23 protein-coding genes are annotated in these 21894 nt (G+C 41.1%); 13 read left to right on the top strand and 10 right to left on the bottom strand.

All coding sequences use genetic code 11. The features are described 5' to 3' along the window. Positions 1 to 142 precede the first annotated feature (142 nt). A complete protein-coding gene (locus FY557_RS14435) occupies positions 143 to 1255 on the top strand; it encodes an AI-2E family transporter (protein WP_149247946.1) in 1113 nt (370 codons plus the stop codon). Positions 1256 to 1775: 520 nt separating this feature from the next. On the opposite strand, the gene FY557_RS14430 is transcribed toward FY557_RS14435, so the two are convergent. Continuing rightward, positions 1776 to 3134 carry an acyl-CoA dehydrogenase family protein gene (locus FY557_RS14430; protein ID WP_149247945.1) on the bottom strand — a complete coding sequence of 453 codons (1359 nt, stop codon included), beginning with the start codon at positions 3132 to 3134 and terminating at the stop codon, positions 1776 to 1778. Between the two features lie 204 nt (positions 3135 to 3338). Between FY557_RS14430 and FY557_RS14425 the strand changes: the two genes are divergently transcribed. Next, complete coding sequence (locus tag FY557_RS14425) at positions 3339 to 4244, top strand: DUF4349 domain-containing protein (protein WP_149247944.1); 906 nt, start codon at positions 3339 to 3341, stop codon at positions 4242 to 4244. 76 nt (positions 4245 to 4320) lie between these two features. Here FY557_RS14425 and FY557_RS14420 read toward each other — a convergent pair whose 3' ends face one another. After that, complete coding sequence (locus FY557_RS14420; protein WP_149247943.1) at positions 4321 to 5757, bottom strand: glycoside hydrolase family 125 protein; 1437 nt, start codon at positions 5755 to 5757, stop codon at positions 4321 to 4323. Positions 5758 to 6873: 1116 nt separating this feature from the next. On the opposite strand from FY557_RS14420, the gene pgi reads away from it, so the two are divergent. The 8 genes from pgi (at position 6874) to FY557_RS14385 (ending at position 14281) form a co-directional block, all read left to right on the top strand. Next, on the top strand, positions 6874 to 8514 hold the full coding sequence (pgi, locus tag FY557_RS14415) for a glucose-6-phosphate isomerase (protein ID WP_149247942.1): 1641 nt from the start codon (positions 6874 to 6876) through the stop codon (positions 8512 to 8514). A gap of 103 nt (positions 8515 to 8617) precedes the next feature. Then, positions 8618 to 8767 (top strand): hypothetical protein, encoded by a 150-nt coding sequence (locus tag FY557_RS20155; RefSeq protein ID WP_185151738.1) that lies wholly within the window; start codon positions 8618 to 8620, stop codon positions 8765 to 8767. A 311-nt stretch (positions 8768 to 9078) separates the two neighbouring features. Continuing rightward, complete coding sequence (locus FY557_RS14410; protein WP_149247941.1) at positions 9079 to 9963, top strand: bifunctional 5,10-methylenetetrahydrofolate dehydrogenase/5,10-methenyltetrahydrofolate cyclohydrolase; 885 nt, start codon at positions 9079 to 9081, stop codon at positions 9961 to 9963. 7 nt (positions 9964 to 9970) lie between these two features. Beyond that, positions 9971 to 10600: a 7-carboxy-7-deazaguanine synthase QueE gene (locus FY557_RS14405; protein WP_149247940.1), complete on the top strand. Its 630-nt coding sequence runs from the start codon at positions 9971 to 9973 to the stop codon at positions 10598 to 10600. Between the two features lie 42 nt (positions 10601 to 10642). Continuing rightward, positions 10643 to 12013 carry an exopolysaccharide biosynthesis polyprenyl glycosylphosphotransferase gene (locus FY557_RS14400; protein ID WP_149247939.1) on the top strand — a complete coding sequence of 457 codons (1371 nt, stop codon included), beginning with the start codon at positions 10643 to 10645 and terminating at the stop codon, positions 12011 to 12013. 105 nt (positions 12014 to 12118) lie between these two features. After that, the gene (locus FY557_RS14395) at positions 12119 to 12871 is read left to right on the top strand and encodes an MlaE family ABC transporter permease (RefSeq protein ID WP_149247938.1); all 753 of its coding nucleotides are present in this window, start codon (positions 12119 to 12121) and stop codon (positions 12869 to 12871) included. Continuing rightward, on the top strand, positions 12871 to 13686 hold the full coding sequence (locus FY557_RS14390) for an ABC transporter ATP-binding protein (RefSeq protein WP_149247937.1): 816 nt from the start codon (positions 12871 to 12873) through the stop codon (positions 13684 to 13686). Before FY557_RS14395 ends, FY557_RS14390 begins: the two co-directional genes overlap by 1 nt. Continuing rightward, positions 13670 to 14281 (top strand): outer membrane beta-barrel protein, encoded by a 612-nt coding sequence (locus tag FY557_RS14385; protein WP_149247936.1) that lies wholly within the window; start codon positions 13670 to 13672, stop codon positions 14279 to 14281. The genes FY557_RS14390 and FY557_RS14385 overlap by 17 nt, the downstream gene beginning before the upstream one ends. 38 nt (positions 14282 to 14319) lie before the next feature. Here the strand turns inward: FY557_RS14385 and FY557_RS14380 are convergent, their stop codons facing one another. Both FY557_RS14380 and FY557_RS14375 read right to left on the bottom strand, forming a co-directional pair. Continuing rightward, on the bottom strand, positions 14320 to 14646 hold the full coding sequence (locus FY557_RS14380) for a hypothetical protein (RefSeq protein WP_149247935.1): 327 nt from the start codon (positions 14644 to 14646) through the stop codon (positions 14320 to 14322). Positions 14647 to 14735: 89 nt separating this feature from the next. Next, on the bottom strand, positions 14736 to 15542 hold the full coding sequence (locus FY557_RS14375; RefSeq protein ID WP_149247934.1) for a M48 family metallopeptidase: 807 nt from the start codon (positions 15540 to 15542) through the stop codon (positions 14736 to 14738). Positions 15543 to 15652: 110 nt separating this feature from the next. On the opposite strand from FY557_RS14375, the gene FY557_RS14370 reads away from it, so the two are divergent. Continuing rightward, a complete protein-coding gene (locus tag FY557_RS14370) occupies positions 15653 to 16210 on the top strand; it encodes a DUF4251 domain-containing protein (protein WP_149247933.1) in 558 nt (185 codons plus the stop codon). Here FY557_RS14370 and meaB read toward each other — a convergent pair whose 3' ends face one another. Then, positions 16211 to 17194, bottom strand: coding sequence for a methylmalonyl Co-A mutase-associated GTPase MeaB (gene meaB / locus FY557_RS14365; protein ID WP_149247932.1), 984 nt, complete (start codon positions 17192 to 17194; stop codon positions 16211 to 16213). A gap of 377 nt (positions 17195 to 17571) precedes the next feature. Between meaB and FY557_RS14360 the strand changes: the two genes are divergently transcribed. Both FY557_RS14360 and FY557_RS14355 read left to right on the top strand, forming a co-directional pair. After that, the gene (locus FY557_RS14360) at positions 17572 to 17862 is read left to right on the top strand and encodes a c-type cytochrome (protein WP_149247931.1); all 291 of its coding nucleotides are present in this window, start codon (positions 17572 to 17574) and stop codon (positions 17860 to 17862) included. Positions 17863 to 17883: 21 nt separating this feature from the next. Next, positions 17884 to 18174 (top strand): cytochrome C, encoded by a 291-nt coding sequence (locus FY557_RS14355; protein WP_149247930.1) that lies wholly within the window; start codon positions 17884 to 17886, stop codon positions 18172 to 18174. Positions 18175 to 18324: 150 nt separating this feature from the next. Here the strand turns inward: FY557_RS14355 and FY557_RS14350 are convergent, their stop codons facing one another. The 5 genes from FY557_RS14350 to FY557_RS14330 form a co-directional block, all read right to left on the bottom strand. Beyond that, positions 18325 to 18837, bottom strand: coding sequence for a tetratricopeptide repeat protein (locus FY557_RS14350; RefSeq protein WP_149247929.1), 513 nt, complete (start codon positions 18835 to 18837; stop codon positions 18325 to 18327). After that, positions 18824 to 19522, bottom strand: coding sequence for a peptide chain release factor H (gene prfH / locus FY557_RS14345; RefSeq protein ID WP_149247928.1), 699 nt, complete (start codon positions 19520 to 19522; stop codon positions 18824 to 18826). Before prfH ends, FY557_RS14350 begins: the two co-directional genes overlap by 14 nt. Before the next feature lies 1 nt (position 19523). Next, on the bottom strand, positions 19524 to 19997 hold the full coding sequence (locus tag FY557_RS14340) for a hypothetical protein (RefSeq protein WP_410496015.1): 474 nt from the start codon (positions 19995 to 19997) through the stop codon (positions 19524 to 19526). Between the two features lie 151 nt (positions 19998 to 20148). Continuing rightward, positions 20149 to 21540 (bottom strand): RtcB family protein, encoded by a 1392-nt coding sequence (locus FY557_RS14335; protein ID WP_149247926.1) that lies wholly within the window; start codon positions 21538 to 21540, stop codon positions 20149 to 20151. A 10-nt stretch (positions 21541 to 21550) separates the two neighbouring features. Then, positions 21551 to 21883 carry a hypothetical protein gene (locus FY557_RS14330; protein ID WP_149247925.1) on the bottom strand — a complete coding sequence of 111 codons (333 nt, stop codon included), beginning with the start codon at positions 21881 to 21883 and terminating at the stop codon, positions 21551 to 21553. Between the last annotated feature and the right edge of the window lie 11 nt (positions 21884 to 21894).

Raw genomic sequence — 21894 nt, 5'->3', positions numbered from 1 at the left:
ATTAATCCGCAGCTATCGCAGTAAATATTTGTGGTACCCTAATGTGGCACAGAATTTTCTAATGCCATCAAAGAATTCAGGTTCATCAATATAAGTACTTCAATTCAAAGGGTTTTATTATTTTTATAAACAGATTAAAATCATGAACGTATTTCGACTTCCTTTTCTCATAAAGCTTACCTTTGTTATTGTCAGCATTATCGGCCTGGGCTACCTTTTGGCTTTAGGACAAAGCATTCTGGCTCCGTTTTTCCTGGCATTTCTGATGGCCATGCTCTTCCTTCCGATTGCCAATTTTCTGGAAAGAAGACTTAAGTTTAAAAGGACTTTATCCACGATCGCATCTCTGATGATTATGCTGGCCGTTTTAATGGGACTGATTTATTTTTTCGGATCACAGCTTTCCGATTTCAGCAAAGATATTCCTCACCTGAAAAGCCAGTTTAATTCAGTAGCGGCGGATCTCCAGCACTGGGTTTCCAAAACATTTCATGTAAAAATCGATCAGCAGCTGACCTATATTGACCAGGGGCTTAGCAAGCTTCTTTCCTCGACCGGAGTTATCCTAGGATTTACATTCGGGATCTTTTCCACCGGGCTGGGTTTCGTAGTATTCTTTCTGCTGTTTTTCATTTTTATCCTGAATTACAGAAGGGTTTTAAATAATTTCATCATTACTGTTTTTAATGAAAAGCACAAAGCAAGCGTCCTTGAAATCGTACGTGAAGTACGCATCATGACAAAAAAATACATCATCGGACTTTGTCTTCAGGTATTGATTGTATCGACTTTAACATCTATTATCCTGACCGTATTAGGGGTAAAATATGCTATCCTGCTTGGTGTTCTGTCAGGTCTGCTGAATGTCATTCCTTACCTGGGAATCTGCATCAGCCTTTTAATTTCCTGCTTTATTGCTTTTGCGACGGCTACACCATCGACCTGCATTTATGTAGCGCTCGGATATATCGGTGTGCATATTATTGACGGAAATATTGTTTTGCCTTTTGTTGTAGGCTCTAAAGTAAAAATAAATGCCCTATTTTCCTTTATCGGCATCATTATCGGCGAACATCTCTGGGGAATTGCCGGGATGTTCCTTTGTATTCCGGCGATTGCGATCATTAAAATCATTTTTGAGAGAGTGGAAGGCTTACAGCCCTGGGGAAAACTTTTAGGAGAAGAGGAATCCCCTGACCGGAAGAAAAAAAGCTATAAAATCTCAAAGAATATTACGTTGAAGGAGATGGATTAAAGAAGTGAATAGTGAATTTTGCTTCGAAGTAAATTTTATGTTTGAAATATTTTTAAAATAAAGAAGCCTTCAATTGGATTTGAAGGCTTAACTTTTTTATAATGCGCAAAGAGGCTGTAATCCGTTCGGACAATTTTGGTCGCAAGGAATGTAAGACTGGCTGTCCGGACAATATCCTACCGGCTCTCCCGGATTTCCAGGTCCGCCAGTCCCTCCCAGGCAAGGATGGCCGGCAGGAATTTTGCAAGGACATCCTTCGGGACCAATATCACAAATCTGTTCTCTTCCACCTCCTTTGATTTCTCTTAAATCATCACGATTCAATTTCTTAAGATTTTTCAACATAATATTTAGTTTTAATTGTTGCAGAACAAATATAGAAAATCAAATAATACTATGAAAAATATTTCCCAAAATAGGGTTTAATTAATTTTATTTAAACCACCGTCTTAAGAATCTCCAATCATATGAAAATTTACTCTCCGGAATTCTAAACTGGAAATTAAATTACTATTCACCCTCACACAAACGCACTGAAACCGGTAATTGATCTTCCGACAATTAAAGAATTGATCTCCTTAGTTCCTTCATAGGAATAGATGGCTTCGGCATCGGCGACGAACCTGGCGACGTCATATTCCAACAGGATCCCGTTTCCGCCCATCACTTCCCTTGCCCTTGAGACAACATCCCGGGTTCTCATGGTACAGAAAACTTTGGCCAGTGAAGCATGCTCATCTTTTAAAATCCCTTCGTCCTGCATTTCCGAAAGCCTGAACACCATAGTCTGCATCGCGGTAAGATTCGACAGCATTTCTACCAGGTGGCCCTGGATCATCTGGAAAGAAGCGATCGGTTTTCCGAACTGTTCCCGATTACGGGTATAATTCAAAGCACTTTCATAAGCTCCTCTTGCACAGCCTGTAGCCATCCATGCAACACCCGCCCGGGTCATTTGGAGAACTTTCGCCGTATCTTTGAAGGAATGGGCATTCTGTAATCTGTTTTCTTCAGTAACAAGACAGTCTTTCAAAGTGATTAGGCCGTTCTGAACAATCCGCAACGCCATTTTCCCTTTTATTTTTTCCACGGAATATCCCGGATTATCCTTTTCCACAATAAATCCTTTCACTTCCCCGTCATCAAGATCTCTTGCCCAAATGATAATGACATCAGCAAACGTGGCATTTCCGATCCATTTTTTCTGCCCGTTTAAAACCCATCCTTCCGGTGTCTTTTTGCAGGTGACCGTTAATCCGCCGGCTGCCCCGGAGCCGACTTCCGGTTCCGTTAATCCGAAAGCTCCTATCTTTTCAAACTTCTGCATCTGTGGCAGCCACTTTTGTTTCTGTTCCTCAGAACCGCAGATATAAATTGATCCCATAGATAATCCGGACTGTACGCCGAAAAATGTAGCGATGGAAGCATCCACCCTTGCCATTTCCATAGCAATAACCCCTTCCATCAGGAAAGGCATTCCGGGACAGCCATAGCCTTCATAGGTAACTCCGCAAATACCCAGCTTCTGGAATTTCGGAATCAGCTCATGAGGGAATTCATCCCTCAGCCAATAATGATTCACCAAAGGTTTGACTTCCTTTTCCATAAAATCCCTTACTTTCAATTGTATCTCCCGGTGTTCAGGGCTTAGGGTATGGGAAATATCATAAAAATCACCGTCAATCGGCGGAAGCTCTTTCTTTTTCCGGTTCGGATCCAGCATTTTCATCATTCCTTTGAGCTGCTTGTCGTCCAGTTTTGAGAAATTTTCCATCAATTTCGGAAGATTTACTTTTTGGGAAATCTCGCTCAGCTGATCGAAATCGACGGATCTGAATAATTCTATAGCGTTTCTGATTTTAGAAAAGGTGTCAGACATAATAATGGTTGTGTTTGATTTTGTAAAAGATAAGCAAAAATTACTCCGAAAACAAGGCCTTATGATCAGGATCATTTTACAAAACATTGATTATCAAAATTTTAAACCAGAATGTTCCTTTACAGAATTTTTACCCGGGATTTTCAAGTGTTACAAAAGATTCCGTATGAACTTTGGAGTAAGCAAACATTAAAAAATCAACTTATGAAAACGACGTACATCAGATTATCATTGGCAGGAATCCTTTTATTGGGAATATATTCTTGCAAAAAAGGAGAAGCCACGGCAGATTATGATGCAGCTCCATCCAAAGATTCCGTCATGGCGGTTTCAGACAGCATCTCCTCGGTTGCTGCCATGAAAGTAAAAGATAAACAGTTTATTAAAACGGCAGACGTCAACATGGAAGTAAAAGATGTATATGAGGCAACGATTTCCATTGAAAAATCGGTTCAGGAACTCGGAGGTTTTGTCACGCACAGCGATCTGAAAAGCAATGTCGTTTCTGAAAACACCTACAACACCTCGGGTGAAGAAGCGGTACTCGTTAAAAAATACCAGTCTGAAAACACCATGCAGGTGAGGGTGCCAACGGCCAGGCTCGGAGAATTATTAACGTTGGTGAACAATAAAAAACTATTTCTGAATTCCAGGTCCATCAATGCGGAAGACGTTACTTCAGGAATAAAATACGCTGAAATGGAAGGGAAGAGGATCAAAAAGACCGGTGAAAACATTGATAAGCTGAAGACCAATAAGGACAAAGTGAATATGAGCGACCGGAATATGGCGGAAGACAATCTCCAGCAGATGGCCAATATGGATGTAACGGATCAGCTGAAATACAGTACGGTTGACATTTACATTAAAGAGCCTAAAGTAAGAATTGCTACGATCGCCGTGACCAATACCGAAAGCATCGACGACAAATATACATTTGACTTTCTTTACAGCTTAAAATCAGCTTTTGTGGAAGGATTTTATCTGATCCAGAAAATTATTGTCGGGCTTGTTACCATCTGGCCTTTAGTCTTGATCGGAGCTGTTATTATTTATATCGTCAGGAGAAAAAAGCCTGCAAAAAAGCAACAACCGACTACAGAAATATAAGCACACCTGACCTTTTGGTTATTTACATATATTTTAAGTTTTACAGATGAATCTCCGGGATGCCGGAGGTTCATTTTCAGAATTTCCTTTTCAGAATTTCAGGATTTGTCCGGTGAAGGTGCAGGATCAATTCGCCGAAAAGCGTATTTGCCCAGGCAAACCAGGATCTCGTAAAATCTTTAGGGTTATCTACATCAAAAGATTCATGGATAAATCCCGTCCCGGCATGGGTGGCTTTCAGCATCTTTAGACAGGAGACAATTTCCTCTTTGTCATCGGTAGTTAAAGCCTGCATGATCAGCCCGAGCGGCCAGATTTTATGCTCCCCGATATGCGGGCCGCCGATCCCTTTGGCAAATTTCCCTTCACTGTACCACGGATTGGTTCTGCTTAAAGAAAATTTTCTTGTATTCTTATAAATGGCGTCGTCTTTTGACCGGTAGCCTAAATAAGGAATGGAGAGTAAATTCGGGACATTGGCATCGTCCATGAACAGTCCGTTTCCGAAACCGTCGATTTCCAGTGCATAAATTTTGCCGGCTTCAGGATGGTTTAAAATGGCATATTTCTGAATGGCCGCATCTACTTCCTGCGCTAAATTCCTGAATTGAATAGCCGTATTTTCATCCTGGAAAACTTTTGAAAAAATTTCTGCCGTTTGCCGTAAAGAAACTACCGCAAACATATTGGAAGAGATTAAAAACGGATAGAACGTTGCATCATCCGAAGGCCTGAACATCGAATGAATCAGTCCCACTTTCTTCGTCGGGTTGCCGTAGCCGCCTGCAAACTGCGTATCCAGCGGATTGCCGCCGGAACGCTGGAATTTATACGGTCCTTTTGAGTGTTTCCGTTGCTGTTCCCTGAAAGTCTGCAGGATCAGGAGCATTGTCTTTTTCCAATCGCCATCAAAGGCGGAACCATCACCTGTGGTCTTCCAGTAATGATAAGACAAGCGCATCACATAGCACAAAGAATCCACCTCCCATTTCCGTTCATGGACTCCCGGTTTCATCTCCGTGAGATCATTTTTCCATTCGCTTACTTGGGAAGCATTTTCATAAAACGCACTGGCATACGGATCCAGAAGAACACATTCCACCTGTTTATTGATGACACCTTTCAGCATATTTTTAAGCTTTTCGTCCTCATTCGCCAGGCTGAGATACGGATACACCTGCGCAGAGGAATCACGAAGCCACATTGCATCAATATCCCCGGTGATGACGTAAGTAAAAGGCTTGTTATTCTTCTCATAAAACTTCACCGTCGTATCAAGTGTATTGGGAAAGCAGTTTTCAAACATCCAGGCCAGTTCTTCGTCGGCAATAGATTTTTTAACGGTTTTAATCGTTTTCTCGACAGCATCCGAACTAAACCTCCGTTGGCCTGCTGCCGGCCTTTTAGAAATATAATCATCCTTCCATAGAAATTTTACAGGAACAGGCACAGCTGCAAAGCCAAGGCCCAAAGATGATTTTTTAATAAATTCGCGTCTGTTGAAGGTACCCATCAATGAAAAATTTAATTTAAAAATAACAATTCTTCCCCATATCTGATGATATTCTTTTAAAGCAGAATCTGCATTCAATAAATCCCCGGAAAACCTGTTAGCAAACAAAACTATAGCATGACCAAAAAAACAGGCATCTTTTCATTTATCCTTTCTTCTGCACTTTTCCCAAATACCAGTTAAAGTTTTAGACGCAGAAATCAGACACCCTTTCCCTACGCAAAAATGATTTTAAAGGAAAAAATCACTATAAAACACAGAAAAAAACGGGAAACTACGCCGGAGGAGGGAGAGAAAATTAATTATATTGAAGTTTTTGGTTATGAGAAGCTATCTATTGCAAAACAATCCGATATGTATTTCTGAAACCTTCGTTTAAAGAGATTGAGAGAGTTGAAATTTCAGGACCGGAGTTTAATCGTACCTATACCATTGGCAGCGTGAACGAAGATGGTTTCGGTTTTATGCCAGATCAATAACCTGAGAGGTCATAAATTTTTGCCAACAGAAACAAAGCTGAAAAACATATATCAGAAAGATAAGAATCTTTGCGGAAGTAAAGAAGGCAAAAACAGGATGCTGTTTCCAATCTTGTTTTATCAAAATATCGAAGGCCATACTGCCTCTGAAAGTTGAAAAATATCGCAGTGACCTGGAGAAAAGGAAACATCACTGAACTCGATTTCTAAAATCCGGTTACCTTTCCTAAAGAAGACTTATTTATTGGGCTGAATGGATTATGAATGAACTGAATTATCTGGATAAATCAACGGTTATGCAAGCTGATGGTACAAACGAGAAAAATAAAATCGCTGACCGGGTATCCATTGTTTATAGGCGCAGATTTTCTCATCGAATACAACCGGGAAAATAGCGGTAAATCTTCAGAACGGTGGAAATCCTGCTTTTAAGTCTGCCAATGCGCATAACTTACCGATTGAAACCGGAGGCACCGGCTGACCGTTTTGATTTGCTTACTTTCAGCAGTTGATTTTTAACCATGCATTAACATCATTGGGGTAAAATTCCGTAAATTTGCAAATCAATAATTTTGCAGAAGAATCCGGCATTCAATAATCCTGAATCTAAAGCATTAACACCCTAATTTCTAAATATATGCTATCGAAAATAAACCCTACGCACACGAACAGCTGGAAGGCGCTTGACGAACAGTTTGCCAACAACGACTTCGATCTGAGAAGCCTTTTTGAATATAACCCTAACCGTTTTAACGAATTTTCAATCAAGAGAACCAACTTTTTATTTGATTATTCTAAAAACCTGATGGATTCCAAAACAAAGAACCTCCTTCTGAATCTGGCGGAAGAATGCCAGCTTAAAGAAGCGGTTTCCAAAATGTTCTCAGGTGACAAGATCAACGAAACGGAAGGAAGAGCGGTACTCCATACGGCCTTAAGGGACTTTTCAGATAAAGAAATTCTGGTGGACGGGGAAAACATCAAACCTCAGATCCAAAGGGTTCTGGATCATATGAAATCTTTTTCAGAAAGCATTATTTCAGGAACGCACCGAGGATTCAGCGGAAAGGAAATTACAGATGTAGTGAATATCGGGATCGGGGGTTCGGACTTAGGACCGGTGATGGTTGTTTCTGCACTGAAGCATTTTAAGACCCGGTTAAATGTTCATTTTGTTTCCAACGTGGACGGAAATCATATGGCCGAAACGGTAAAAAATTTAAATCCTGAGACTACTTTGTTCATTATCGCTTCCAAAACCTTTACGACTCAGGAGACCATGACGAATGCCCATTCGGCAAGAGACTGGTTTTTGAAAGCAGGAAAGCAGGAAGACGTAGCCAAGCATTTCGTTGCTTTATCTACGAACGTACAGGCGGTGAAAGATTTCGGAATTGCAGAAGAGAACATCTTTGAATTCTGGGATTGGGTCGGCGGAAGATATTCGCTATGGAGTGCAATAGGACTAAGCATCGTGCTTGCAGTAGGTTACGAAAACTTCGAGCAGCTGTTGAGAGGGGCTTACGATACCGACCAGCATTTTCAGACAGCGGATTTTTCAGAAAACATTCCTGTTCTGATGGGGCTGATCGGAATCTGGTACCGTAATTTCTATGCGGCCACTACCCACGCCATCCTTCCCTACTCCCAATATCTGGACCGTTTTCCTGCATATTTCCAGCAGGGTGATATGGAAAGCAATGGAAAATGTGTAGACCGCAACGGTGAGTTTGTAGACTATGAAACCGGACCGATTATCTGGGGAGAACCGGGAACCAACGGCCAGCATGCTTTCTATCAGCTGATCCACCAGGGAACCGAGCTTATTCCAGCCGATTTTATTGCCTATGCAAAAAGCCCGAATAAAGTTTCCGATCATCAGGATAAATTACTGGCTAATTTCTTTGCCCAGACCGAAGCCCTGGCTTTCGGGAAAACCGAAGAGGAAGCAGAAGCGGAACTTAAAGCATCCGGGAAATCCGATGAAGAAATCGAATTCCTGCTAAACTATAAGGTTTTCCATGGAAATACCCCTACCAACTCTTTTTTATTCAATGAATTAACACCTTTCTCCTTAGGCCAGCTGATCGCCTTGTATGAGCACAAGATTTTCGTACAGGGGGTGATCTGGAATATATTCAGTTTCGACCAGTTCGGGGTGGAATTAGGAAAAGTTTTAGCCAATAAAATCCTGCCGGAACTTGAAAGCAGTGAGACGGTTACTTCTCATGACACTTCAACCAACGGACTGATTAATTATTACAAAGCGAATAAATAAGCAGTGCGGATTTTCATTAATTTTGATTAAAAATAAGATATGACACAGATTATCATAAACCTGAACAATAAGAAGAGACCTTTGTGGAAACTTTTTAAACAGAATGAAAATCAGCTTTGAAAGAAACGAGGATGGTTTTGAGCTGACGGATGAAATGAAGAAAGTGATTAATGAGGCATCGAAACAGGATCGCTCTGAAGCAGTAGACGGTAGGGAGTCATTAAAAAGGATTAGAGCCAAGCATGGACTTTAATTTTAAATTCTTGCCTATTGCTGAAGAGAATATTAAAGAGGCAATAGATTATTATGCTAGTATTTCACTGAAAGTTCTGAAAGATTTTAACAAACAGTTGATCTTTCTATAAAGAAGATTGTTACAAATCTTTATTTTCAGAAAAGGTATAAGTCTGTAAGAGCTTTTCCTGTAAAGAAATTTCCTTACATCATTTTTTATGAAGTAAGTGAAGAAGAAAAAATGGTTTACATTCTCTCCGTTTTCTGCCCCCATCAGAATCCGGAAAAACATTCTTAAAATCTAATAAATAAAGTAAATAAAAAGTAAAAATGGCAGAAATTCTTGACGGATTAAAAATATCCAAAGAAATAAAACAGGAAATCAAGGCTGAGGTTGAAAAAATCGTTGCCGGAAAGAGAAGAGCCCCGCATTTGGTAGCCATTCTGGTGGGGAACAACGGAGCAAGCAAAGCGTACGTAAATTCCAAAGTAAAAGACTGCGAGGAAGTAGGATTCCAGTCGAGCCTGATCAAATTTCCAAGCACGGTTTCCGAGTCTGAATTACTGGAAAAAATCGACGAACTGAACAAGTCGAAAGCGGTGGACGGATTTATCGTTCAGCTACCTTTACCGGATCAGATCGATCAGGAAAAGATCATTAACGCAATCGACCCAAGAAAAGATGTAGACGGCTTCCACCCGGAAAATTTCGGAAGGATGGCTCTGGAAATGGATACTTTTTTACCGGCCACACCGTTTGGGATTTTAACTCTATTGGAACGATATAACATTGAAACAAAAGGGAAAGACTGTGTAATTATCGGAAGAAGCAAGATCGTAGGAAGACCGATGAGCATCCTGATGGGAAGAAAAGACTTCCCGGGAAATTCTACCGTTACCTTAACGCACTCGTACACAAAAGACATCGAAGAATATACGAAGAAAGCAGATATTGTAATTACGGCTTTAGGCGATCCTCATTTCTTGAAAGGAAATATGATCAAGGAAGGAGCGGTAATCGTAGATGTGGGTATTACAAGAGTAGACGATGATTCCTCGAAAGGATATTACCTGGCAGGTGATGTGGATTTCGACAGCTGTGCTGAAAAAGCAAGCTGGATCACCCCGGTACCGGGAGGAGTCGGGCCTATGACCAGAGCGATGCTGATGAAAAATACCATCATTGCTTACAAAACTTCGGTCTATAACGACTAATTTTAAAATGAAAATAGAAGAAGATATTTTATTAAAAGAAGGTAAAATGCTCCCGGTGATGGAGCATTTTTACACTCTTCAGGGAGAAGGAGCGCACACCGGAAAAGCAGCCTATTTCATCAGATTGGGCGGCTGTGATGTCGGGTGCCATTGGTGTGATGTGAAAGAAAGCTGGGATCCGACCCTGCATCCGCTGATGAATGTGGAAGAAATCGCTGAAACGGCGGCCAAACACTGCAAGACCATTGTTTTAACGGGTGGAGAGCCACTGATGTGGAATCTTGATATTTTAACCTCGCGGTTAAAAGCACTGGGCTGTACGGTTCATATCGAAACGTCAGGAGCCTATCCCATGAGTGGACAGATCGACTGGATCACACTTTCACCGAAAAAAACAGGGCTGCCGAAAGAGGAAATCTATGCCAGGGCTCATGAGCTTAAAGTAATTGTTTTCAACAACAACGATTTTAAATTTGCCCAGGAGCAGGCGGCTAAAGTCTCGGAGAGCTGCACCCTTTATCTCCAGAGCGAATGGAGCAAACGGGACGAAATGTATCCGAAGATCACGGATTTTATTCTCGAGCACCCGGAATGGAGGGCTTCTGTTCAGACGCATAAATATCTGAATATCCCGTAGAAATATGTAAATTAACCCCTGTTGTATCCGAAATACTGATAGATGCAGAGAATCCGCTATTCCAGATACCTGAAATCGATCATCGTTCTGCTTGACCTTCTGGTTATGGCCTCTATTTTTATATTCTTTTTCCTGAGCAGGAACCAGAATTTAAAATACAATCCCGAAACATGGTACCAGAATTTATTTTCCCTTGCTTTATTATTTTTGTTCTGGATGCTGCTGAGCGGCAGGACAAAGATTTATAATATCCCGAGGAACCTTACCTATACTCTATTTCTGGAACGGCTGCTTGTACACTTTCTGCTGTTTATTCTGGGGCTTTTACTGCTTGGAAAAGTCAGTTACAATGTATTTTTCAACTCTGATATTTACTGGCTTTCATTCTATTTATTTTTCTTCATATTTCTGGCCAAATCCCTGATTTATTTCGGAATTAAATATGTCCGGAGCCTGGGGATCAATCACCGGAACGTTATGTTTCTTAATGAAAACAGTTCTACGGAAGTTCTGAAAAATATTCTGAAAGAAAGGAGAGATTACGGATATAAGATTTTTGAATATCAGAAAACCGAAATACAGGCAGCTGAACTGGTAGAATTCTGGAAGAGCAACGGGATCCATACCTTATTTATCCCCATTGAAAATACGTATGATAACCGGGAAGAAAGAGAGATCTTCAGGCTTGCTGAAGCCAATAAAGTTAATATCTCCCTGATTCCCAGTATTACGCAGAATAATTTCTTTTTATACGATATGGGTTATATTCAGACCCAGCCCATTCTGAACCAGGCAAAATACCCATTGGATTATTATTCCAATTTTCTGCTGAAAAGAACTTTTGACATTGTTTTTTCCTTTATTGTGGTGGTGGGAATCTGTTCCTGGCTGTTCCCGATTATTGCTATTCTTATCAGGTGTTCCTCAAAAGGGCCGGTCTTTTTTATCCAGGAGCGGTACGGGTTTCATGAAGAGGTATTCCGGTGTATCAAGTTCCGGACGATGGTGGTGAATGATGAAGCATTTACAAAAACGACATCTGAAAATGATTCAAGAATTACCCGGATCGGAAAAATTTTAAGAAAAACCAGCTTGGACGAAATGCCTCAGTTCCTGAACGTGCTGAAAGGCGAAATGTCAATCGTAGGACCCCGACCGCATATGCTGGCAGTGGATGATTACTATAAACCTAAAATAGGACGGTACAGCTTACGCAGCATGGTGAATCCGGGAATTACCGGGCTGGCCCAGGCTAACGGGCTGCGAGGGGATGCAGGGGATGTAGAAGTGGAAATGAACAAACGGGTACTGGCCGATGCTTTCTACGTGAGAAACTGGAGTTTTATGCTTGATCTTGTAATTATCATGAAAACCGTTTTATTGGTTCTGACCGGCGATAAAAATGCAAAATAATCTTTTTTGGTCTACATTATGATATATTACTTTAATAGTAAAGCAGAGCCTGAGTCTTAGCCTCAACTTTAATCTAATTCAATAAAAAAAGTCTAATTTAGCAGAATGTTAAAAAAGTTTTTTACAGCGATTGGAGAATACATCATTCTCCTGGGAAAGTCCATCCAGAAACCTCAGAAAATGAAGGTATTCTGGAAGCTGTTCATGAGAGAAATCAATGATTTGGGAGTCAATTCATTCGGGTTGGTGATCTTTACATCTATATTCGTAGGAGCCGTAGTTGCCATCCAGATGTTCAACAATTTTGATTCTTCATCGTTTCCTATCCCGCCTTCATTTGTAGGCTATGCGACGAAGGCCGTTCTGGTATTGGAATTCTCCCCTACCATCATCAGTCTTATTTTAGCAGGAAAGGTAGGATCTTATATCGCTTCAAGTATTGGTACCATGCGGGTTTCAGAGCAGATTGACGCCCTTGATATTATGGGAGTAAACTCTCCAAACTTTCTTATTTTACCGAAAATTATTGCCTGTGTGATCTTTAATCCTTTATTGATTGCCATCAGTATCGTATTCGGTATCGGCGGCGGTTATATCGCAGGAATATTAACGGGCAACTGGACGACTAATGATTATATTATCGGAATCCAGATGTATATGCCTAATCTTTTCGTTTATTACGCCTTTACCAAAACCATCGTTTTTGCTTTTGTTATTGCCACCGTGCCGTCGTATTTCGGCTATAATGTGAAAGGAGGTTCTCTGGAGGTAGGCCGGGCCAGTACCCAGGCGGTAGTATGGACGATGGTCTTCATCATCCTTTCGGAATTGTTATTAACCCAATTAATTTTAAGCTGATGATTGAGGTAAAAGATCTTAAAAAGAGTTTTGATAATGTTGAGGTACTGAAAGGAATTTCAACCTCTTTTGATAAAGGAAAAGTAAATTTAATTATCGGGCAGAGCGGCTCCGGAAAAACGGTGTTTCTGAAAAGCTTGCTGAATGTCTATCAGCCGACATCTGGGGAAATCCTGTTTGACGGGAAAGACATCAATGTAATGACCCGGGATGAAAAACAGCACCTCCGGTCTGAGATCGGAACAGTATTTCAGGGAAGTGCATTGTTCGATTCCCTGACAGTAGAGGAAAACATCATGTTCCCATTGGATATGTTTACCAATCTGACCTTTAGGGAGAAGAAAAAAAGGGTATTTGACGTCATTGGAAGGGTCCATCTGGACAAAGCGAACAGAAAATTCCCGTCTGAAATTTCCGGAGGGATGCAGAAACGGGTGGCGATTGCAAGAGCTATTGTAAATAATCCGAAATACCTTTTCTGTGATGAGCCTAATTCCGGGCTTGATCCGTATACTTCAAACATCATTGACGATCTTCTGATTGAGATCACCAAAGAATATAATACGACTACCATCATCAATACCCATGATATGAACTCGGTAATGACAATCGGTGAGAAAATCGTATACCTAAGATTAGGACTGAAAGAATGGGAAGGAAATAAGGATGTCCTGATTACGGCAGGAAATAAAAACCTGATTGATTTCGTTTATTCTTCGGAACTGTTTAAAGAGCTCAGAGAATATCTGCTTGAGAACAATAAGACTATAGATAATACAATCACTAAAATAGAAAACAATGAAAAAGGCAATTAGTATAGCATTAATAGGATTTTCAGCCTTTGCTTCTGCCCAGGTTTCCCTGGCCGGTAAAGTAAACCTGATTTTCCCGACAGGATCGCCTTCGTGGCAAAACATTAAAGGAACAGTAAACCAGGCTATTCAGGGAGAAGGAAAGAATAATGTAGGTTTTAATGTAGGTTTATCTCTGAAAGCCAGTCTTCCCGCATCTTTTTTCGTGATGCCGGAATTATACTATACCAATTTTAAGAATGAATTCACTACGGAAAATACGACATTTGATGTTAAAAGCAGCCGTATAGACCTTCCCGTTCTGGTAGGCCATAAAGTGCTGGGTGATCTTTTGGGAGTATATGTAGGGCCGGTGGCAAGCTATAATCTGGCCAAAGAAGATACTTTCAACGATTTCCAGGAAAATGCAAGCAATAACTTTACGGTAGGCTACCAGTTCGGTGCTCAGCTCGAAGTTAAAAAGTTCCTGGTAAATGCCAGATATGAAGGAGCTTTCAGTAAAGATTCCAGAAACTTTATCAACAGGGTTTCAGGCACGGAAATCCGGTATGACAACAGACCAAACCTTTTCATGGTAGGTGTTGGATATAAATTTTAATTAGCCAAAATAATAACATAAAATAATCCTCAGATCAACTAGATCTGAGGATTTTGATTTTGATATGTTTTCTGGTTTTGAAGTTCGGCTTCGCGTCTGGCGATTTCAGCCGCCTGTCTTTCTAACTCTTCTTTTTCTTTCTGCAGCTGCAGGTATTCTTTTCTTTTCTGCTCGGCCTTTATGGCACTGCCTTTACTTACATAACCTACCATTCCGCCGATAATCAGACCAATTCCGATACCTCCCAGAATTCCCATAATATGAGGCATTCCCAGATCATTAATGGTAAAATTATTTGCTGTAAGATAAAACAGTAAGATTGAAACGGCCAGCAGCACAAGCCCGATAATGGTTAAATTTTTCATAGTGTTGTGTTTGGTATTGGTATTGAAAAGCCTTATCAAATTTAATAAAATTCAATAAGGCTTTTATTTTATTCTGGATTAAATTGATATTAAATTTTTCCGCCGGCAGCTTTGTAATATTCCAGTGCTTTTGGTAAATCTTTGTTGATATCTGCAATCCTGGTCTGCGGATTCGGGTGCGTGGACAGGAACTCCGGCTGTCTTGCTCCATTGGATGCAGCTTCCATTCTGCTCCAGAAAGGAATGGCTTCTCTCGGATCATATCCTGCCATCGACATCAAATACAATCCCATTTCATCTGCTTCAGATTCCTGGTTTCTACCGTATTTCAATAAAGCAACCTGAGAACCGACCGGATAAACCTGCTGGAAAACACTGGCCCATTGTGAATTGGAAATTGATCCTCCCAGAATCTGACCTCCATATTGTGCAACCATAGCCTGAGAAATTCTTTCGTTTCCATGACCTGCCAAAGCATGGGAAACTTCATGCCCCATAACGACAGCCAATCCGCTTTCATTTTTTGTAACCGGTAAAATTCCTGTGTATACGGCAACTTTTCCGCCCGGCATACACCATGCATTTAATTCTTTGCTTTGAATAAGATTAAATTCCCAGTTGTAATTGGCAAGATCTCCGGAACGCCCGATCTGCTGGTAATATCTTTCTGCAGCAGACTTAATCCTGGATCCAACGCTCGTCACTCTTCTTGCATCTGCCGTTCCTGTAATTACTTTAGATTTTCCCAATGTTGATCTATATTCCTGGGCTGCCATTGTTGCAATCTCTGAATTGTTGGCCAGCTGTAATGAGGATCTTCCCGTAATCGGGTTTGTAGTACATGCTGCCAGTGAAAGAGCCATCGCTCCTATTCCAAAAATGTGTTTTATTTTCATATTTCGAGTGTATTAGTTCAACATTTACAATTTTTATTCCAAAATAATTCTCTATCTAAATATTTGCATACATTTTGCTATTTTAGCTCTACAATTAATATTTTAAGATTATGAAAAAGTATATTTCAATTATATGTCTTTTAAGTTTTCTGCTGTGTTTCCAAAACTGTTCATCACAAACAGCAGGAGGCGATTCACAGGCGGTTACTGCCCTTATCAATTCCGGGGATTTTTCTTTTCATGCCCAGAGGGCAACCCCCACAAATTATGATGTCATCAATGTAATGAATTCCCTTCCGAATACAACATCTACAAGAATCCTGGATCTTTCGGGAAGTAATTATTCCATAGATGTAAAAAAAGATAAGCTGGATATAGCATTGCCTTATTTTGGCAGGGTATTTAACCCTACGTATGGAAACACAAGTCAGTCCGGTTATAGGTTCACTACGAAAGACTTTACCGTAAGCCAGTCGGCAGGAAGAAAAGGGAAAACCATTGTAAGGATTAAAGTAAAAGATCAAAGCACGGTGGATGAAATCATCATTGAGGTCTTTAAAAACGGGAAAGCTTTTACCTCGATAAAAAGCAATGACAGGCAACCGATTTCTTACGATGGGTACATTACTAAAAATGAGGAACCGAAAGAGAAACCTCAACCTGAATAATTAATCTTTTGATAAAAACTTTTCGACGAATAATTTTGCTTCAGTGCTGGGATTGGAAACCATGGCTGAAGCATTTTTTTTATGCTGAATGTAGGCTTCTTCTACGGAATTGTTTTTCTTCATCATCGAAAGGATGTATTCCTGTACCCAATATTCAAAACGCTTTTCGGCCTGTTGGATACGGATCTGCTCAAACCGGCCTGTTTTCTTTTTCAGGCTGATGAAGTCATTGATCTTTTCGAAAACATCATCGAGGCCATTATTGCTTAATGCCGAACCCAGCAATACCGGAACTTTCCAGTCTTTTTCTTTAGGTGGAATAAAGTCCAGGGCACGCTTCAGTTCCAGTCTGGTATTTTTGGCCTTCTGAAGATTTTCTGCTTCCACTTTATTGATGAAGATTACATCTACCATTTCCATGATCCCACGTTTGATGCCCTGCAACTCATCGCCGCCGCCGATGATTTTTAAAAATAAAAAAATATCGGTAATATCGGCTACCAGTACTTCAGACTGTCCGACACCTACGGTTTCAATTAAAATATAATCATAGCCGGCCGCTTCACAGATCATCATGGTTTCAAAAGTAGTATTGGCAACCCCTCCTAAAAAACCGGAACTCGGAGAAGGACGGATAAAGGCATGTTCTTCTTTTGCCAATTCTTCCATACGGGTTTTATCACCCAGGATACTGCCTTTGTTAATGGCTGAGCTCGGATCAATTGCGAGAACTGCGACTTTTTTTCCATGGGCAATCGCCAGCCTCCCGAAATTTTCTATAAAAGTTGATTTCCCGGCACCCGGCACTCCGGTAACCCCTACCCTCACAGAATTTCCGGTATAAGGCATGATCTGCTTCAGCAGCTCTTCTGCCTGCTGACGGTGTTCGGCTTTCTTACTTTCCGCTAAGGTAATAGCCTTGCCGATCAGGCGTTTATTCCCCGACCGTATTCCTTTTATCAGCTCTTGTGTAGAAAATTTCATTGATTCAAAAATAAGGATTAAAGCTTGAACCGTCAAAAACCAATTTGTTTTGTCTTTAAATTTATGACTTACAAGTATTAAAGGCATATATTTAACGATTATTAAGGTGAATTAAACCAGGAATCAGAAGAAGAGGACGGAAGAGGAAACTGGAGGTCGGAAGTTTATCCAGTGTTATCGCCAGTAATGTTAAATAGCAAGTAGTTAATTTATAATTAAGATTTACCTTTCACAATTAATCTCCATTACTGACAATTGACAATTCACCAGTGAATATTTCTCCCTTTCTAATTTGTATTTCTTCTAAATTAAACTGTCCCATATCAATGGCAGAGGGAATTTGCTACATTTGTTTCAATCAAAAAAATTATTCAGACATGAAAAGAATTATTGCTGTAGCTTCATTCGCAGCCCTTTTACTGGCATCGTGTACTCCGAAGGCTTCTACGGCAACTACACCGGTAGCTTCCAAATCTACAGCCGCGCAGATTGCACAGGGAAAAAGCATCTTTGAAAACTCCTGCGGAAAATGCCATAAACTGCCGGATCCTACTTCCCACACGCCGGTACAATGGGTAGGAATTATGAACTGGATGGCTCCGAAAGCAAAGCTTACCGACGAGCAGCACCAATGGGTGTACGATTATATCGTGTCTGTGAAAAAATAATTCACTTTAAAAAATATTGTTATGAGAAAACTGATTTTTGGAATTATCGCAGCCTCTGCCTTAACGGTAGTATCATGCGGGCCGAAGAGCATAGCCGTAACCGGACCGAAGTATACTTCATCCGAACAGCTGGCCCAGGGAAAAAGTATTTTCGAAAACTCATGCAACCGGTGCCACAAACTGCCGGACCCGGCAAAACATGATGACCAAGGATGGATCAACACCCTGAGCAGAATGGCACCGAAAGCAAAACTAACCGACGAACAGCACCAGATGGTTTATGATTATCTGATCTCCGTAAATAAAAAATAGGCTTTGAAGAAAGCCTATTTTTTATTTTATTTCAGTGGAATTTTCATTTAATGCAGGAACAGAAAATTCATGCGCAAAGCACATCATTATTCCCGGAACCTTTTTATTTCAAGCCGTAATTTCATTATTAATGTATAAAAAGGAGGCTCATTAAGCTTCCTCATTCTTTTTAATTTTTCTTTTTTTGGGCATTTTGGATTTAATAAATTTCCGGCGGGCTTTTATGTTGTTCAGACTGCGTTCGGTAAAACAGTATTTCTCCGCTTCCGTCAGGAACTTCAGGGCATTCACCAGACTTCCTCTTTTTTCGGAAAGCATTGACCTGTAGAGCCAAAGCGTCGCTTTATCAATCCCTTTGATTTTCAGTGAATAGCTAATCAGCTTTTCTGCTTCGTGCAAATCTTCGTTGTTCAGCAGACAGATAATATAATACTGCGGCGTATTAACGTTGGTTACATCATACTGCATGGCTTCCTCAAAATAATGTTTTGCCTGTTCGTAGTTGCTGAGCATTTCGCTGTAGATTCTTCCCATCAGGCAAAGCGCATCGGCATCTTCAGGATCATAAGAGAGTGCATAATTCAAAGCTTCCATACAATCCGGCAGATTGTATGGATAATGGTCCAGTGCTTCGAAATAATATTTACTTTTAGTTAAGGTCATTTCTATAATTTTTAAGTTTGTTTTTCAGGTGGTGCCTTTGTCTGCTGAAAGACTTTTCCTGATAATTTTTTTTGAAATCGGTCCCGGCAAACGTTCTTACCGGGTTTCCGCGTTGTACATTCAGGTGGTTGCTCCAGGTTTCCTGCATTCTTTTCTGCAGGCGGATAATATTCTGTTCCAGGACTTTTGCTTTCAGCCTTTCCATGGAAAGCTTTTTGTTTTCCAGCTGCGACCGGGAGTCCTGTACGAAAACGCTTTGCCCGGTCGGGATATGGGTGGCACGGACCGCGGTATTTACTTTATTCACATTCTGGCCTCCGCTTCCCTGGCTCCTCACCGTCTGAAACCGGATATCTTTTTCATGAAAACTGACTTTTTCCAAGCCTTCCAGCTCAAAGATCCCGATAAACCAGTTGCTGCGTTTATGCAGTTTCCGGAAAGTACTTTTGCCTGTCCAGCAAATGCTCCCGAGCCAAGATTCTAAGAAACCCTCCGGATCTTCTGATTTTAAAAGAAGAGTTACAGATTTTAATGTCAGGTTTTCATCACCGTTTTCGCGATGGATGATTTCGTATGGGATGTTATTGTTTTTTGTTTCTTCCAGGAAAATTTTCAGCACTTTGGCGACGACCCACTGGCACTCCAGAGGCCCTTTTCCTGCGGTTATTTGTATGAGTTTTTCCATTTTATTTCGGTATTTCATTTAATTCCGGGTGGCCGACCGGATCGATTCCTTTTTCAAGCAGGTCTTTTGCGGCGATCACCGCCCAGCATTTATCGCTGGAATGGATATTCCTGTAAAATGAAAGTAGGAGCTGGGGCTTTACCACGGTAAACCCGTTGGTTTCAATCGTTTCCAGATCATTTTTCTCAAAGAAATCAATCGTGATCCTATGAAATTTTGCGTTTTCCATTTCTACCGTCTTCTCATATCTCCGGAAATTTTCTTCGCCCGGGAGATGATCGTATCTTGTCCAGACTTTCTGAAAACCTTCCTGCTGAAGGATTATCAGGACTTCTGCCACATTTTCTTTTTTCACAAACACATCAATATCCTTATGATCATGTGCGTGCTTGTATTCGGTATGTCCCGCTTTGGACATAAAATGCCATGCCCAGCCTCCCGAAACAATGACTTTCTTTTTTAATTTTTCTAAAATATCGAGTCCGTACCGGATTCTGAATTCCGGCCAGACTTCACCGTATCTTTTTATGTTATGTTATGTGGTGCTCCCATTTTTCTTTTAATTGTTGTTTGCTCCTGATAGACCTCACAGGTTTAAAAACCTGTGAGGTTGAATCATTAGCTGTTTACTTATCCATCCTTACCATTCTTGGCTGAAATGTCCCCAGAATATCCACCAGTTCGCTTTGCGCATTCATCACTTCGTTGATGTCTTTATAAGCCATCGGTGCTTCTTCTGCATTTCCCCCCATGAGGGTAACATTTTTGAGTTTTAATTCTTTTTTGATATCGTTCTGAGTAAAAAGGCTCCGGCATTCTCCTCTGGAATAGGCTCTTCCGGCCCCGTGAGAAGCTGAGCTCAGGGATTCCGGATTTCCTTTTCCGCGGACGATAAAGCCTTTGGCCGTCATAGATCCCGGAATCATTCCCAGCTCGTTTTCATTGGCCGGAGTGGCGCCTTTCCGGTGAACGATCACTTCTTTACCGTTGTGGACTTCTTTCCAGGCAAAATTGTGATGGTTTTCTATTCTGGCCTTTACCCTCCCGCCAACAGCTTTTACCAGCCTTCTATGGATATCGTCGTGACAGGCAGAGGCATAATCGCCGGCCAGATTCATCGCCGTCCAGTATTCCAGCCCGAGGTGGGTGCTAAGGTCCAGCCAGGCAAATTGCTGTGCTTCTTTCGGCAACGGACACTGATCAACAGCCATTCTGGAATAATACTGGGCGATTTCGGCACCGAGCCCGCGTGAACCGCTGTGTGACAGGATTCCCAGGTATCGGCCTTTCGGAAGACCGATCTGCGGATCTTCCTCCGTAATTTCCACTTCCCCGAATTCAACGAAATGGTTTCCGCCGCCGGAACTTCCCATCTGCCTGATTGCTTTTCCTTTGAGTCTTCTCAATATCGGAATCATATCGAAAGTATCCCGCTCGAAAATTTCGTGATCGATGTGCGACTTATGAGTTTCGTACATTCCAAACTTCGTGTGCTCAGCAAGCGCTTTTTCGTATTTATCTCTGGCACCGTCCAGATAGGATACCGGCGTATCGAGAATGCTGAGACTCATCCGGCATCCGATATCCATCCCGACGCCATATGGGATCACGGCATTTTCTACCGCGAGTACTCCGCCGATCGGAAGCCCGTATCCGCTGTGCGCATCGGGCATCAGCGCACCCTGTACGGAAACCGGCAGCTTCAGTGCGGTATACAGCTGGTTTTTCGCTTCATCCGAAATGTTGTTTCCGAAAACCTGAAACGCCGCCCGTTGGGTATTGAGCATTCTTTTTTCCGTTTTTTTGGAGGAAAGCAGGGCTTCCGCAATTTGTCCGAAGGTGAGGTCTTTCTCAAAATTCTCCGGGTTAATAAGGATTTCCTTTAAAAGAGATTTTACATGATGAATGTTTTTGGTTGCAAAATTCCTTTTCATGACTTCCAGCGCGATGTTGACGCTCTGGTTGTTCGGATATCCCAGTTTTAATATGTCTTTTCCTTTTAGTTTTAAATTTCCCATTGTTTTATTTTTAAATTTTGAGGAGGTCTGCCTCCTCTAACAGGTCTGCAATCGCTGTTGCAGAAATTGTGTAGTGAAAAGCTTTCAGGCTTTTCATCCGATCGCGTATGTATCTATCTTTCCATGCATCGGTTTTTCCGTAAATGGTTTTATGGATGATCCCCTGAACTTTATACTGATCTAAAAAAGAATTGGTCTCATCCATATCTTTCTCAAGATCTGACTGTATAGGCTTATAATGGGTAATGATATTGGGTCTTACCCTTAATACAAACCTCCATGGCTCAGTAAATTCATAGTAAACTTTGACTGACTTTTTGATCGGACAGTAATCGTCTTTCATGATAAAATATT

Source organism: Chryseobacterium sp. SN22, assembly GCF_008329705.1.
In the GTDB taxonomy this organism is placed as follows: Bacteria; Bacteroidota; Bacteroidia; order Flavobacteriales; family Weeksellaceae; genus Chryseobacterium.
The sequence above is the reverse complement of the archived record's forward strand: the minus strand, read 5'-3'. Positions and strand labels throughout refer to the sequence as shown.